This is a genomic window from Colwellia sp. BRX8-4, assembly GCF_014077345.1.
Classification (GTDB): Bacteria; Pseudomonadota; Gammaproteobacteria; order Enterobacterales; family Alteromonadaceae; genus Colwellia_A.
The window spans coordinates 1-15878 of the sequence record NZ_JACGVS010000025.1 but is presented as its reverse complement, the minus strand read 5'-3'; the positions used below and the strand labels follow the sequence as shown (position 1 = coordinate 15878).

At 37.1% G+C, this 15878-nt stretch carries 13 protein-coding genes; 5 read left to right on the top strand and 8 right to left on the bottom strand.

Annotated features, from left to right (window positions below; genetic code table 11):
• Positions 1–16 precede the first annotated feature (16 nt).
• The 6 genes from H4J56_RS16775 to H4J56_RS16750 all read right to left on the bottom strand — a co-directional run bounded on the left by H4J56_RS16775 (position 17) and on the right by H4J56_RS16750 (position 7021).
• Positions 17–706 carry a hypothetical protein gene (locus H4J56_RS16775; RefSeq protein ID WP_182243779.1) on the bottom strand — a complete coding sequence of 230 codons (690 nt, stop codon included), beginning with the start codon at positions 704–706 and terminating at the stop codon, positions 17–19.
• Positions 703–1305 (bottom strand): RNA polymerase sigma factor, encoded by a 603-nt coding sequence (locus H4J56_RS16770; RefSeq protein WP_182243780.1) that lies wholly within the window; start codon positions 1303–1305, stop codon positions 703–705. Before H4J56_RS16770 ends, H4J56_RS16775 begins: the two co-directional genes overlap by 4 nt.
• A 32-nt stretch (positions 1306–1337) precedes the next feature.
• Positions 1338–2501 carry an ABC transporter permease gene (locus H4J56_RS16765; protein ID WP_070375855.1) on the bottom strand — a complete coding sequence of 388 codons (1164 nt, stop codon included), beginning with the start codon at positions 2499–2501 and terminating at the stop codon, positions 1338–1340.
• Complete coding sequence (locus tag H4J56_RS16760) at positions 2498–3244, bottom strand: ATP-binding cassette domain-containing protein (protein ID WP_182216697.1); 747 nt, start codon at positions 3242–3244, stop codon at positions 2498–2500. Before H4J56_RS16760 ends, H4J56_RS16765 begins: the two co-directional genes overlap by 4 nt.
• Positions 3245–3257: 13 nt before the next feature.
• On the bottom strand, positions 3258–4724 hold the full coding sequence (locus H4J56_RS16755; RefSeq protein WP_182251702.1) for an alpha/beta fold hydrolase: 1467 nt from the start codon (positions 4722–4724) through the stop codon (positions 3258–3260).
• A gap of 713 nt (positions 4725–5437) precedes the next feature.
• Positions 5438–7021, bottom strand: a complete 1584-nt coding sequence (locus tag H4J56_RS16750; protein WP_182202968.1) for an isocitrate lyase — start codon at positions 7019–7021, stop codon at positions 5438–5440.
• A 342-nt stretch (positions 7022–7363) separates the two neighbouring features.
• Here H4J56_RS16750 and H4J56_RS16745 point away from each other — a divergent pair, with 342 nt between their 5' ends.
• The 5 genes from H4J56_RS16745 (at position 7364) to H4J56_RS16725 (ending at position 12760) form a co-directional block, all read left to right on the top strand.
• On the top strand, positions 7364–8299 hold the full coding sequence (locus H4J56_RS16745; RefSeq protein ID WP_146795953.1) for a LysR family transcriptional regulator: 936 nt from the start codon (positions 7364–7366) through the stop codon (positions 8297–8299).
• A 9-nt stretch (positions 8300–8308) separates the two neighbouring features.
• A complete protein-coding gene (locus H4J56_RS16740; RefSeq protein ID WP_182259630.1) occupies positions 8309–8686 on the top strand; it encodes a CidA/LrgA family protein in 378 nt (125 codons plus the stop codon).
• The gene (locus H4J56_RS16735; RefSeq protein ID WP_083278021.1) at positions 8683–9402 is read left to right on the top strand and encodes an LrgB family protein; all 720 of its coding nucleotides are present in this window, start codon (positions 8683–8685) and stop codon (positions 9400–9402) included. The genes H4J56_RS16740 and H4J56_RS16735 overlap by 4 nt, the downstream gene beginning before the upstream one ends.
• A 472-nt stretch (positions 9403–9874) precedes the next feature.
• Complete coding sequence (locus tag H4J56_RS16730; RefSeq protein WP_182259629.1) at positions 9875–12055, top strand: malate synthase G; 2181 nt, start codon at positions 9875–9877, stop codon at positions 12053–12055.
• Between the two features lie 339 nt (positions 12056–12394).
• Positions 12395–12760, top strand: a complete 366-nt coding sequence (locus tag H4J56_RS16725; protein WP_182259628.1) for a hypothetical protein — start codon at positions 12395–12397, stop codon at positions 12758–12760.
• Between the two features lie 99 nt (positions 12761–12859).
• Here H4J56_RS16725 and H4J56_RS16720 read toward each other — a convergent pair whose 3' ends face one another.
• A complete protein-coding gene (locus H4J56_RS16720) occupies positions 12860–14431 on the bottom strand; it encodes an ATP-binding protein (protein ID WP_182244820.1) in 1572 nt (523 codons plus the stop codon).
• A gap of 1001 nt (positions 14432–15432) precedes the next feature.
• Complete coding sequence (locus tag H4J56_RS16715) at positions 15433–15831, bottom strand: hypothetical protein (RefSeq protein ID WP_182222783.1); 399 nt, start codon at positions 15829–15831, stop codon at positions 15433–15435.
• Between the last annotated feature and the right edge of the window lie 47 nt (positions 15832–15878).

The following is a 15878-nucleotide window of genomic DNA, read 5'->3' as shown; positions in this document are numbered from 1 at the left end:
AAGACATAACCAATATTTATTTTATTAAAATATCATTTAGTTGTTTTAGCTCTTTTTGCCTTTTTATATAAAAAGACTGACTGACAAGCCAAATACTCACCAGAAATATATTCAAAATAGCTAGACCAACAATGGGCGATTTTTCTAATTGCTCGGTGACAGCAAAAACATACCAATTGGCAAAGGGCCCAATAATGAGACAAGAGAACTTTATTAACTTGATGTAGCTAATAGACGACTGACAACCGAGAATGGCATGTTCAATTGCTTTATCAGGACTGCCACAATTTATTTTCCATGCCGATAAACGAGCTTTAATGGCAAATATTACAAAAATAATGGAAAGAATGCCGCCACCACCTAAGTAAATAATGGTTGCTTGATCTTTCGAGCCACTGAGCCACATATAGCTAGCTACAAACAACATAGCCAACGTAGCCATAATATCTATGACTAATAAAGATTTAGCCCACACAGTTCTTTGCTTTGTTTGTTTAAGTAAACGGTTAATATCGGTTTTAATAATAGGTTGGCTTTGCCAGTCTTGGCTCATCTGCGCCCATTGTTCATCAATTACCGAACTATCGAGTGGTTTAGTCGCTTTATTCTTGGGTAAAGTTGCAACATCAAGTATCGCCTCAGCTTGACTTTGAGTAGATAAAATCACTTTACTTTTTTTATGTAACAGGGAATCTTCTTCGTTCATACCGCCTCCATTAACTTACTCAAAGCGATTTTTGCGCGTTGTAAACGCACACCAACAAGATTAACGGATATCACTAAAATATCGGCAATTTCTTGATAACTCATACCTTCGAGCGCTAAGGTGATCACTTGCTGTTGTTCAAGTTTAAGTTGCCTAATAGATTGAGCTAAACGTTGTTGTCTACGTTGTTTTTCTAAGCTCTGATGGGGTGTAGGTTGAATTTTATCTTGCTCTGTCTCTTGGCAAATATCATCAATACTTTGCTCTACCTTGACACTTTTTACTGCTTTGGCAACATGCGTAGCTAAAACATTATGAGCAATACGAGCGACAAAAGTTTTTACCGTACAGTCATTTCTAAAGCTAGGTAGTGCCCGCCAAAGATTGAGGGCTATTTCTTGAAAAAGCTCATCTTGAATTGACGGTTTTGCTTCAAATCCGGTAATGATATGACGGAGTAATTTTTCATACTCTGTCATCCATTGGGTGAATGTTTGCTGATAATTTGCAGTACGTTTCAAAGAATAACTCAATATATGTTGATACGCCGTTTGAAAGCGGTCTTGTTGCTGTAATGTTAATTCTATCGAGTTATCCATCTTAATACCAACTCAGCGTATTGTCATAAAGATTAACTTAATGACATCACCACTTTTTCTGATTTTAATTTTTGTGCGAGTGCCAGCACTAATGCCACGGTCATCCCCACCGTAATTGCGGTGGTACTTGCAAGCACAGTCCAATCGACAGGTAAGCCCTTAAAAACATCTTCCATCAACATTGATTGTCCTGAAATAGGTAACCAATTCACCCATTCAGGCTTATCATCAATCATCATAATGGCAAACGGTACCATAGCAGGAAGCATAATTAGCATAGAGACGGTTGACTGCGCTTCTTTAAAACTTTTCGCTTGAAACGAAAAGAATAATTGTAAAGCCGTTGCAAAAAAACATAGTGGAATAAGTAGTAGTAATAAGGCCGCAATACTAAAGGCATTTAAACTAAAGGTTGCCCCTATTTTAGTGAGATCAATAAAGCCAACAGAAACGGTGGTTAATACCAACATGATAACAATAGACAATACTGAAATAGAACTGGCACAAGTCATTTTTGCCAACACTATTTTAAGGGTACTGACCGGCTGACATAGTAGCATCTCTAAAACATTACGTTCCCGCTCACCCGCACTCGAGTCAATGGCAATTGATAGCCCTGAAACAAAAGCGCCCATCAATAAATAGATACCTAAAAACATCGAGACCATCACTGCATTGCTGGTTGGAAGTGCTGTATCTTGTTCTTGCAGAACAATAGGTTGTAATAAATTAATATCAACTCCCCTGACCAGTAAACGCTTATAACCGATAGCAAGTGAGTATTCTCGTACCACTTCTTTGACTCTTCGGATCGGTGCACTAGAGGCTTTTTTACCAAAATCCGCACGTAAAACAACGTCTATAGCCTGACCCGCTAACATTTTTTCAGCAAAATCTTTTGGTATATCTACTTCAATATTACGTTCTTGCCATGCGTACTTTTCTTCTTCAGGTACATCGGCAAATTGTAAAATATTATTGACGGCAAACTTCTCAATCAATTTGGGTGCAAATTCAGCGCCGGTAAATTGCACATAAATAGGGGGGTTATCAACGATTTCTTTGATCATGGTTTTCGATATTACCATAATCATTATTGGCGCGAATAAGCCCATACTTAACGCGACCATCAAGGCACGTTTATCACGAAAGGCTTCTCTTAATTCTTTAATTAATAATGCTTTAAACTGGATCATGCGGCAACTCCTTCATCTGAGCCAATTAATTTAACAAAGGCATCTTCTAATAATTTTTCACCCGCTAAATCACATAACTCTTGTGGCGTGCCTTGTGCGGCTAATTTGCCATTAGAAACAATAATTACCCGATCACATAAGGCAGCAACTTCTTGCATGACATGTGATGAAAATAAAATACAATGACCTTTCTCTTTAAATTTGGCTAAGTGATTGCGCAAAACTCGTGTGCTCATAACATCGAGTCCGCGAGTAGGTTCATCAAGAACAAAGTTTTTCGGCTGATGCACTAAAGCCTGAGCTAAAGTGACTTTCATCCGTTGCCCTTGCGAGAAGCCGACCGTTTTACGATGCGCTAATTCTTCCATTTCTAAATCTTTAAATATTTGCGCTATTGCCGCTTTTTTCTTCGCTCCTTGCATACCATGAAGACTGGCGAAGTAGTCCACTTGTTCATAGGCCGTTAAACGTTCGTACAAACCAAATTTATCCGGGAAGATACCTAATCGTTGCCTAACGGCTAAAGGGTCTTCTAAAACATTAATACCATCGACTAATACCGAACCTTCATCAGCTTTTAGCAAACCATAGAGAGTACGTAAACAAGTCGTTTTACCCGCACCATTTGGACCTAGAATACCGGTGATCTCACCATTTTTCGCAGTAAACGACAAACCATCTAGGGCTTTTACCGTGTTTTTTTTATCGATAAAGCTTTTATGTAAATTGTTAACTTCAATCATAATAATTATATCCTTATAGGTTGCCGTTTAAATGCGTCATAAATGTTTCACTTTTTAACTCAGTTAAACACGATTCATCTAAATCATTCGGATTGAGTGTTGTTAGAAATTCATTAACAATTTCAATGCCGCAAGGCGTTGAAGCAACAATATGTGCACTGTTTTTAGAAACAATGTGGTGATTATTAGGTAAGGTTTTGGCAGATTCATCACCGTTACTCGGCGGTGTTACTGGATCTAAATTTCCTGATAAAATAAGTGTTGGGATATTAGCCGTAACACTTTGATAGAAATCATCGCTAACCGAATATTTAGGCCATAACGGACAGGCTTGTAGCCAAGCACTATGGCTATCGTTGCCACCAAAAGTATTGTTGGCATCGCCAGCAAACATTTCAGTAGTAATTTTAGGAAAGTCTTCATTACAGACAATATTTAACGTTAACCCCACATACATACCCATTCCCCCTTCTGACATGGCAATTAAACCAATCATGGGTTGATAGTTACCTAAAAAAGCTTGATGTATAACCAAGGGCACTAAAGTACGTGTTTGCATAGAGTATAATTGCATGCGTAAATTACTAATAAACTTGCTACGACTTAACACGAAGTCAGTCTTTGTACCTAAACGGGGATGCGCTATTTTAAGATTTACCGGTGCTTGTTCTAGTCGAGCAATAACCGCTGTAAAGTCATCTTTTAATGAAGGGTAAGCGCTGTTACAACTTTCATCTTGCTGGCAGTTTTCGAGTAATAAATTAAATGAACGCGCGGAACTTTGACCAAAAGTACCAATAGGCACTTCAATGGGACCAACACTGTCTAGTACGACACTGTTAAGTGCATCAGGAAAAAGGCGCATATAAACCAAAGCCGCACGTGTGCCGTAAGAACCACCATAAATATTAATTTTTTCATGGCCGAGTGCAACGCGTACTGCATCAAAATCACGAATAGCATTTTCTGAATTATATTGACTTAAGTCGCCTTTGAATTGTGCGATACAGTCTTTGATTTCTTGTGGAGAAAAGTCTTCTGGAATAATTTCATAAGCGTTTCTTACTTCATTTTCATCACACGATAAAGGATGTGATTTCCCCGTACCCCGTTGATCCACTAAAATAATGTCATGCGACTTTTTAATTTCACCAAAAGTACTAAATATATGCGCAGCTAGTTCAACGGATGCTTGACCTGGCCCACCCGCTAAAAACATTAAAGGCGTTTTATTTTGACTACTATCAATAGCCGGCAGCACCGCAAAATTAACGCTTATTTTTTCACCTTCAGGTAAACTATAATTTTCTGGTACTTGTAATGTGCCACACTGAACTTGCGACTTAATGCCCTTTAGGTGGCAGTTTTCTAAGCTTAAAACTTCTTTATTATTATTTTGTGTATTATTGTCTTCAGCTAAAAGTAGTGAGCTAAAACTCAGTAAACTTAATGCTAAAAGGCTTTGCCATTTTATTTTCATTATTTTATTCCTTTTAAAATATCGAACATATAGTCTCAGCCTTAGACTTTTTATTACAGTTTATTTTAATAAAGCTGCATTTATTTTTAAGTGATTGTTTATAAATGACATTTAGCAGTATTATTTTAAGCAAGGACCGATGATTTATAGCATGACGGCTTTAGTACCTTTTACTGCAACTACAAGAACAGATACTGAAATAAATTCAGTATGACGACCTTAAGATATCGTGACTTAGATACTGAAATAAATTCAGTATGACGATAAGTGCGCAAGACAAACGCTGACCATTCGTCGTTCATTGCCATCCATGGCACCACGACATACCGTACATCCTCCGCTCGGGCATCCATGCTTCGCTCTACCTCCTGCATCCATGCAGTCGTATACATTCGTCGTTCATTGCCATCCATGGCACCACGACATACCGTACATCCTCGGCTCGGGCATCCATGCTTCGCTCTACCTTCTGCATCCATGCAGTCGTATACATTCGTCGTTCATTGCCACCCATGGCACCACGACATACCGTACATCCTCGGCTCGGGCATCCATGCTTCGCTCTACCTCCTGCATCCATGCAGTCGTATACATTCGTCGTTCATTGCCATCCATGGCACCACGACATACCGTACATCCTGTACATAAAAAAACCGAATAACATTTAATGCTATTCGGTTTTTACTTCTAGAGAAAACTGTTTTTAATCGTGATTAGAACTGGTTAGAGGTGTTGTTCTCGCCACCGGCTTTAAGCGCGTTCTCACCAGCAAAGTATTCTTTGTGATCATCACCCATGTCAGAGCCTGACATGTTTTGATGTTTAACACAGGCAATACCTTGACGAATTTCTTTACGTTGTACACCTTCAACATAACCAAGCATCGCCGCGTCGCCAAAGTATTCTTTAGCTAGGTTATCTACAGACAATGCTGTTGTATGGTAAGTAGGAAGCGTGATTAAGTGATGGAAGATACCAGCTTTACGTGAAGTCTCAGCTTGGAAGCTACGGATTTTGTCATCTGCTGATGCAGCTAACTCAGTCGTATCGTAATCAACATTCATTAAATCAGCACGTACATAGTTAGATACATCTTCACCCGCAGCAACCATAGCGTCAAACGCTTGCTGGCGGAAGTTTAATGTCCAGTTGAACGATGGGCTGTTGTTGTAAACAAGTTTAGCATTTGGAATTTCTTTACGAACTTCATCCATCATGGCTGTGATATCGGCAACGTTAGGTGTCGCTGTTTCTATCCATAACAAATCAGCACCCGCTTTAATTGCTTCTATGCTGTCAAAAACACAACGCTCTTCACCAGTACCTTGACGGAATTGGTATAAACCAGAAGGTAAACGTTTAGGACGAACAAGTTTACCGTCACGGTTAAAGCATACATCGCCTTCAGCCATGTCAGCTACGTCAATCTCTTCAACATCTAAGAAAGAGTTATAGATATCACCTTGATCGCCTGGCGTTTTAACAACCGCGATTTCTTTAGTCAGGCCAGCACCTTCAGAGTCAGTGCGTGAAACGATGATACCGTTGTCGATACCTAGTTCAAGGAATGCATGACGTAAAGCACGAATTTTTGAATGAAAATCTGCATGAGGAACCGTTACTTTACCATCTTGATGGCCACATTGCTTTTCATCGGCAACCTGGTTTTCGATTTGAAGAGCACAAGCGCCTGCTTCAATCATTTGCTTAGCCATAAGGTAAGTTGCTTCTGCATTACCAAAACCAGCATCGATGTCAGCAATAATTGGTACAACGTGAGTAACATGGTTATCAATTTTATCTTGAATAGCGGCTTTATCAGCGGCACTTGCTGCGTCTAGGTCGCGAAAAAGACCACCGAGTTCACGTGCATCGGCTTGACGAAGAAAAGTATAAAGTTCTTTAACTAAAGCAGCGACAGATGTTTTCTCGTGCATTGATTGGTCAGGAAGAGGACCTAATTCTGAACGAAGTGCTGCAACCATCCAACCTGAAAGGTATAAGTAACGACGGTCTGTTTTGCCACCAAAATGTTTCTTAATAGAAATCATTTTTTGTTGGCCAACAAAACCGTGCCAGCAACCTAAAGACTGAGTATACTTAGAGCTATCAGCATCGTAAGCATCCATATCGCGACGCATGATGTCGGCAGTATACTGAGCGATATCTAAACCAGTTTTGAATTTATTCTGTGCTCTCATACGAGCTATTGACTCAGGATTAATAGTATCCCAAGAGGTACCTGCATTTGCTTTAATCGCTTTAACCGCTTCTATTGCATTTTGATAATTAGACATAGTACTCTCCAAGAGTCTGATAATATTTTTAAAAGGTCTTGTTCGCTTCAACACTTAAAATAAAAAGTAAAAATTAAAGCAAACACACCGAACAAGACAAAGTCTAGAACATCCTGAGAGTATTCTTAAAATATATAATATCAATCACTACCATTCACAAGATAAATACCAAACTCACAAATAATAATTGTACTTATTTTTCAATAGGTAATAAGCATAAACCTCAGTATTACCGCTTTAAAAGCTTATTAATATTTTTATTAGACAATGAAAACTTCTTGATTTATTTTTCTGCACATGACATATACATTAGTTATATTATTTCTGTTGGTCATAAAAACTATGAATATTGCTAAAATCGATTTAAATCTTCTTATTTACCTTGATGTTTTATTAAGAGAAAAAAATGTTACTCGTTCAGCAAGCCAGCTTAATATTACCCAACCGGCAATGAGTAACGGTTTAAAAAGACTAAGAAACTTATTTAATGATCCGATATTAGTAAGAACATCTGATGGCATGGTACCAACCGAACGCTCGCGCGCTTTAGCACCGGTGATCAGAAAAATCTTATTAGAACTTGAAGAAGCGTTGCAGGGTGAAGAAGAGTTTAATGAAAAGCACAGCCAACGTGTTTTCCGCATTATGGCAAGTGATTACGCGGCTTCAACGTTACTGCCAAGTTTATTAAGAAAAATAAATGAAATTGCGCCGAATGTGACCATTGATATTATGACGCCAAGTGACGTAACTTTTCACGATGTTGAAGCTGGCAAAATTGATATGGCGATTAACCGCTTTGATGAATTACCACAGTCATTTCATCAGAAAACCATCTGGCGTGATTCATTCTCATGTTTGTTAAGTGCTAATAGCCCTTATGTAGCTGAATTCAATTTAGATACTTATCTGTCATCAAAGCATGTTTGGGTGTCAAAAACTGGCTTTGGGGTTGGGGTTGGTATGGATCCCAAAGACGTACAAAAATTGGGTTGGGTAGATGAAGCGTTAGCACGTTTAGGCAAGCAAAGAGATATAAAGGTATTTACCCGTAATTATCATGTTGCCATGCAACTCGCTCATGAAGATGGCTTAATCGCCACTTTACCGACAAAAGCGGCTTTATTACACAAAGATGATAACAAATATACCATTGTTGATCCCCCTTTTGACATTCCTGATATAGAATTAAAAATGATTTGGAGCCCGTTATTACATCATGATGCTAGCCATATTTGGTTTAGACAACTGGTTATTGAAGCGGCAGCACAAGGGTAATATTACGCCATGTTTAGTCATATAATCTACAGTATATTCTCGGTAGGCATTTGTTTGTTAGCAGGAAAAGTGATTGAGACTTTCCTGCCGATCTTACCTGCGAGTTTATATGGCATGATGATATTCACCATGCTACTGCATTTTAAGATACTTAATGCCAAGCGTATTCAACCTTGTATTGAGTGGGCGTTGGCTAATATGGCGGTTTGTTTTGTCCCTGCGGGTGTTGGCATCATTAATCATTTCGAATTAATTAAAGCGCATGGTTTCACCTTAATTGCCATCATATTTTTTACGACCTTTTTATTACTCACCTTTGTTGGACTTGTTTATCAGCGACAACTTAATCGACAGCAATTAACCGCAACTAGCGAGCAAAACAAGTGATAAGCCAACCCCTTTTATCAATGATAAGCGCTGCCTTATTTTTTATACTGCTTACGCTTGCGGTTTATCATGCTTATGCCAAGTTACAACAAAAATTAAAAAAAGCCTGGTTAAATCCAATGCTGTTGTCGATTCTAACGCTGATCCCATTTTTGCTAATATTTAACATTCCTTTTGAACAATATTACCAAGCCACCGCCTCATTAAATAAACTCTTAGAGCCTGCTGTTGTGGCTTTGGGTTTCCCGTTATACCAGCATCTTCAAACGATTAAAAAACAATGGCGACATATAATGGTACTGCTATTGGTTGGGGTATTTATCGCCATATCGATAAGTTTTATCATCACTTTATTGACCATTAATCAATACGATATTGCCGTATCGCTTTCTTTGAAATCAGTAACAACACCGATTGGCATAGCATTAACGGAACAACTCAATGGCAGTAATTCCATCACTGCGTTTGCGATAATTTTAGCCGGATTGTTTGGCGCTTTATTAGGTCCTCCTTGGCTATCTTTAATTAAGGTCACCTCACCTAAAGCACAAGGCTTAGCTATTGGCGCGGCGAGCCATGCATTGGGAACCGCAACAATTAGCAAAGTGAGTTATGAGCATGCCGCCTACAGTTCTTTGGCTTTGATTATTTCAGCGGTTATCACTGCCATCTTTAGTCCAATGATTATTAATACTTTGGTACTTTTTTTACGCTAACGGCCCACAACGATTTTACTATATAGAGTGCTCACTATGAATACTCGGCAACAGCTGCACCATAATATTTTTGATGAAAAATGATTGACGCGCTTTATCAAAAGTTACATTCACAAAAAAAACAAATCAAACAACTTACATTCACAATATTTATGGTAGCTATTATTAATAACAATAATTAGTTATTGGACCGATTTTAATAAAATCAAAAACTAAATAGTCTATAATTATCATTTAGATATAATAAAAATCACTTATCAAAATACAAAAATAACAACTAATTTCTTTAGGAAACTTTTTTCAGCTCTTGCATGAAAAAATAATACCTCCTACATTGCACTTAGATACTGTTATTAATTATGTTTAATGCTCTTTTAGAAAGAGGGTTAAATACATTTATAATAAAAATATTTACGCCATAGTTAAATATTCAAATAGAAGTTGCGTAAATGATTGCACAAGAGGAAACATGATGACCCCGTACATAAAGATCCAAAATATCCAAGTAGCGCAATGTTTACATCAATTTATTGAACAGGATGTACTTCCTCATAGCCTAATTTCACCAACAGATTTTTGGCAAAACTTCTCAACAATCATTGAAAAATTAACACCTATTAATAAAGCCTTGTTAGCAACACGTGATGATTTACAAACAAAAATAGATGGCTGGCATCAGAATAACTTTGCCGATAACTTTGATTTTTCATCATACAAAAAATTTCTAAAAGACATCAATTACCTGGTACCTGAGGTTGATGACTTTGCCATAACAACCAAAAATGTAGATGCTGAATTAGCAACAATGGCGGGCCCGCAACTCGTGGTACCAATAATGAACGCTAGGTTTGCCATTAACGCCGTTAATGCTCGTTGGGGAAGCTTGTATGATGCCCTTTATGGTAGCGACGTTATTTCTTCAGAAAATGGGGCTGAAAACGCTGGTGGCTATAATGCCATTCGTGGTCAAAAGGTTATTGAATTTGCCCGACAATTTTTAGATCAAAGTATTCCATTAACTGCTGGTAGTCACGTCCAAGCGAAACACTACAACGTATCTGGTGCTTTTTTAACGGTTACACTTGAAAGTGGCGAAACCGTTAAACTTGCAAATGGCGATGCTTTTAAAGGTTATCAAGGCACAGTAGATGCACCAACCGCGCTATTGTTTGAACATAATGGTTTACACTTTGAAATTAACTTTGATAAAAGTAGTGTTATCGCAAAAAGCGATAAAGCAGGTATTTCTGACATTACCCTTGAGTCGGCTTTAACCACCATTATGGATTGTGAAGACTCTGTCGCAGCCGTTGATGCTGATGATAAAGTGGTCGCTTATAAAAACTGGTTGGGATTAATGCAAGGTAACTTAACCACTGACTTAGTCAAAAATGGTAAAACTATTCAGCGCACTATGGCGGTTGACAGACAGTATCATCAAACTGATGGCGCGAACTTAACGCTAAAAGGCCGTAGTTTAATGTTTGTCCGTAATGTTGGGCATTTAATGACGAACAATGCCATCTTATTAGCTGATGGCTCTGAAGTGCCAGAAGGTATTATTGATGCCATGGTAACCTCACTAATCGCTAGCCTTAATTTACAACAAACTGCCGATGCCAAGTCATTTTGTAATAGTGCAGAAAAATCAATTTATATTGTTAAGCCAAAAATGCATGGTCCAGAAGAGGTCGCTTTTGCTAATACATTATTTGAACAAGTCGAAGATGCTTTAGCGTTAACAAGAAACACCATAAAAATGGGTATAATGGATGAAGAGCGTCGTACAAGTGTTAATTTAAAGGCTTGTATCGCTCAAGCTAAGTCTCGTGTGGTCTTTATTAACACTGGCTTCTTAGACCGCACCGGTGATGAAATTCATACATCAATGGCGGCTGGTATTATGGCTAAAAAAGCAGATATCAAGTTAACACCTTGGATAAGCGCTTATGAAGATAATAACGTTGATGTAGGCTTAGCCTGTGGCTTTAGTGGCAGAGCACAAATTGGTAAGGGCATGTGGCCCATTCCTGATCAAATGTTGAATATGTTAGCTACTAAAATTAATCACGTACAAGCAGGGGCAAATACAGCTTGGGTACCTTCTCCTACAGCAGCAACCCTGCACGCCTTGCATTATCATAGAGAGAATGTTTTCGCGCTTCAGAAAAAGTTAATGCTACGTACTCCGGCTAACTTAGATGATATCTTAACGATACCACTCGCAAAAGACACCAACTGGAGTGAGCAGGAGATCTCTGATGAACTCGATAATAACGCTCAGGGTATTTTAGGCTACGTTGTACGATGGATTGATCAAGGTGTCGGTTGTTCAAAAGTGCCTGATATTAATAATGTCGGTTTAATGGAAGACAGAGCAACTTTACGTATCTCCAGTCAACATATGGCCAATTGGATGAAGCATGAGGTTTGTAGTGAACAACAAGTGTTAGCTAGTTTGAAAAAGATGGCTAAAACTGTTGATAGCCAAAATAAAAATGATGTTAACTATCAACCAATGGCAACTAACTTTGAAAAGAGTATCGCTTTTAAAGCGGCTTGTGATTTAGTATTTTTAGGCACAACACAAGTTAATGGTTATACCGAACCTTTATTACATAGTTACCGACTAAAAGTGAAGCAACTCAGTTAGTCTCGTCTAATACGCCCTCTAAAAAAGAAATATTAATCTTAATATTTCTTTTTTATTTAAGCTCAATGAAACTTTCCTCCACAATTGCCTGTCTATCTAACTAACTAATACACTTTTAATGATGATTTACCTGGGTTAAGTAAGACTAAAAAGCCATTAAACTCAAATTTTTAACCATTGAACTTATATCGTTGGCTATATATTTCTTAACAATTTATAGTTAGGGTGTAAACAATATAGTTACAATTTCAATTAGATAGAATAGTACAAGTAACATTGTTTTCGATACAGAAATTTTGTAGTCAATGCTATGTGAATTTATAAGACGAGGATCGCAACATGAAATCACAAATTAGAACGGTAGCGTTAAGTGCCATATTCAGCATCATTGGATTGTGCTGTACCCTTTCGACTGCTTCAGCAGAATCAAGTCACACACAAATGAGCAAAGAGCTGAAGACTATTACTTATATGTTTGCTTTTCCTAAAGTGATAGATGAAGGTGGCGCTAAAGAAAAACCCTTGTTAAAGCCAGACAATAACTTAAAAGAACTTAACGCGGGTACAACAACCACTAAAAATGGATATTTTGAATTGGCCATTATTTTTAATGATAAATTACAGCAGTTAATTTCCGCTTTATTTGTTGATGATATGGGTAACGCTCGTGACATCCCTTTAAAGCAGTTATCTAAAATAGACTAAACTCAAACAACGACTTTAATCATAATAGCCTAAAAATCATTTCAGGCTATTAATAAAAAAAAAGCCTCAAGGGCTTTTTTTTTAACAGAAAAATAAGGTTTATGCTTCAAGTTCACCTTGTTTATCTTTTATCGGTACCCTGACCTCAAAACTACAGCCTACTTTTGTATCTAGGCATTTTATAGTGCCTTTTAATTTTGCGTCCACTAAATTATAAACAATATTCATTCCTAGACCTGAACCACCTTGACCACGTTTGGTTGTAACAAAAGGGTCGAAGATACGATTAACAACGCTGCTATCTAATCCTTTGCCATTATCACTATAGGTCAGTGTTAAAAAGCCATTATCCTCAACAAACTTTATTGAGATTTCACCACTTTCTCTTTCGTCAAAACCATGAATGTGCGAATTGGTTAAAAAATTTGTTAGAATTTGATTCCATGCACTCGGATAAGTGAGCAAATTAAGTTTTTCATCAACTTCGATATTAATGACATATTTTTTACGTTTAAAGAGAGTTTTTACCGTGTTAACAACATCATTAACGTGTCTGGATAAATTAATTTTCAACTCTGGGTCGGTATGTTGCTCAACAGCAACTGATTTAAAACCTCTGATTAATTCAACCGCTTTGTTTAAACTCCTTTCAATAATATTCTGATATTCAATCAACAGACTCAAGGTTTTAGTTAAATGTGATTTGGTCAGATTTTCAGTCTCTACCGAATGGCTTAACTCCAAGACTTTCTCTTTTAATGCCGTTATTGATGTAACACAGATACCCAATGGCGTATTAACTTCGTGTGCAACCCCTGCAACCAATTGCCCTAAAGAGGCCATTTTCTCTGATTGTACTAGTTGATCTTTTGCTAATGTTAAGTCATCTAAAGATTGTTGTAATTGGTTGTTGCTCGAGGCCAATTTAGCCGTTCGGTCATACACTTTTACTTCAAGTTCACCGTTAAGGTTAATTAACGCATTTTCTGCATCTTCTAACTTTAAGATATCGTTTTTTAAAGTGGTACGCATGTTATTAATCGTTTCGGCAAGCTCATCAAGTTCGTCTTTGGCTTTTGGACGAGAGCTTAATACCAAGGGCGTATCTATTTCATCAGCCGCAACTTGTTGCGAGTAATAAGTAATATGATAAATATGACGAGTAATAAGCCAATGAACAATGAATATAATAAAAAACGCCACAATAAAAATCTTGATCACTTCGGCAGTTAAAATAAATCCTGCTTGCTGCCACAATCGTTGATAAATATCTTTATAGCTCGCGGTAACAATAAGCACACCAATATCATTTTCGCTATAAAATATCGGGTACTCAACGACTTTATCGGCTGAGATATTTTCGTCACCAAACTGATAAGTTTTGCCAAAACCTGTAACAATTTTCACATGACTAATATCAGGTAATTTTACAATACCTTGAATTTGCTGTTGTACTAACGGCTCGTTAAAATCCCACAAGCTAGTGGATATAGATTGAAGATAACTTGTTTCAACATTGCTAAATCTTTGATTTAACGTCGTTAGACTTTCATTGTAGTTAACATACAATTGCAGAAAAGTTGAGCTGATAGACAATACCGAACTACATAGCAATATGTAAATAAGTACTCTACGGCTTAACTTACTATTAAAGGATCCAGATTTTTCCATTTATCACACCATCAATAAAAGCAGTAAAATAGATACGACTATCTGTATTACTTAAAAAAGTTTTTATAACATCATTTAAATATTGATCTTGTTTAATGTCAATAAAAATAACGACATAAAGCTATTAATCAGCATAAAAAAAACGCCTCTAACGAGCAAGGTTTGACTTAGATGTATTAACATATCTAGCGACAAATTTTGCTGCGGTTATATCTTCTAGTGCCTGTACTAGCACCTTTTAAATAATAATATCTACTGCCTTATGTTCTACAAAATAAGGTTTATCAGACATCGAAAATAAATCAGTATTAATACGGTCAGCAAGTATAGCCTTCGCTTTTAACAGCATAGCTAAATAGCCAGTTTAATGTAAGGCACTTTCCATGTTGTCGACAAAAAATATGCGCACACTAAGCACAGATTATCCATTTCTCTCATCTTGGGTCTATAGGCTCCAACCATATCTAAATGTTGATATTTTTGTAATCATTAACCAAAAGATAATGCTTGTGTATTTAGCGTAGCACAAGAAATAATATCCGCCTTATTGATATAGTTTTTTAAATTTTCAATAGCTTCACAATGAATATAAAAAGCTAAACCAGAGGTAGCAGCGGCTCTTTATGCAGTCGGTGATAACGCATAAATACTGATTTAACATTAATTATTTTAATACGAATAACAAATACAAATTTTGAATAGGTGACAGTTCATGCAAGTAATTATCAGAGATTAGTGAAATGAGTTTACTACTGGCATCATTAATAGTTTTGTTTGTCGACTTGCCCGTATTTTTTAATATCAAAATGTCAACGCAGCGGCGCAGTAATATTTTGGTCAATGCGCTTTGTAAGCGCATTAACAATAGGGACAGTAAAGCCTAGTTTACTGTCTCTGAAGAGCAAGCTCGATAATTTTTAAAGGATTAGTTAACCAATAAAATAAATCATCATATGAGCAGTCATTAATAAACATCAGCTACTAAGACTTAACTGAGGACTTTACGCTAACGTTTTATATTTAGGTATCCGTCTCTTTATTGCACTGGTTAAGATAACAATTAATGCTGGGAATGCGGCGTAGAGCATGGTTATTAATATTGACTGACTAAAGAGTATCGCTAAAATAATAAAACCTAAACTTGGTAACATTAGCCAAAATGTATGTTCACTTGCACAGACATTGAACAAGCTGCGCATAATAAAAATAATAGCGCCCGTTAACAAGAATGCGGTGAAAGCGGTTACAACTCCGGCATGATAATTAAGTATAAAATGGGGATAAGAATGAAATACTTCAGAGATAGGAGCAGAGACTCCAAAACTGACTAACCAAAAAAACGTGCCTGCAATTAGGCAGCCGAAGTTAAACGACCACAACTTTTTATTAATAGATATCACTAACGACCCTTACTTTTATTATTATTATTATTATTTTTATTTTATTT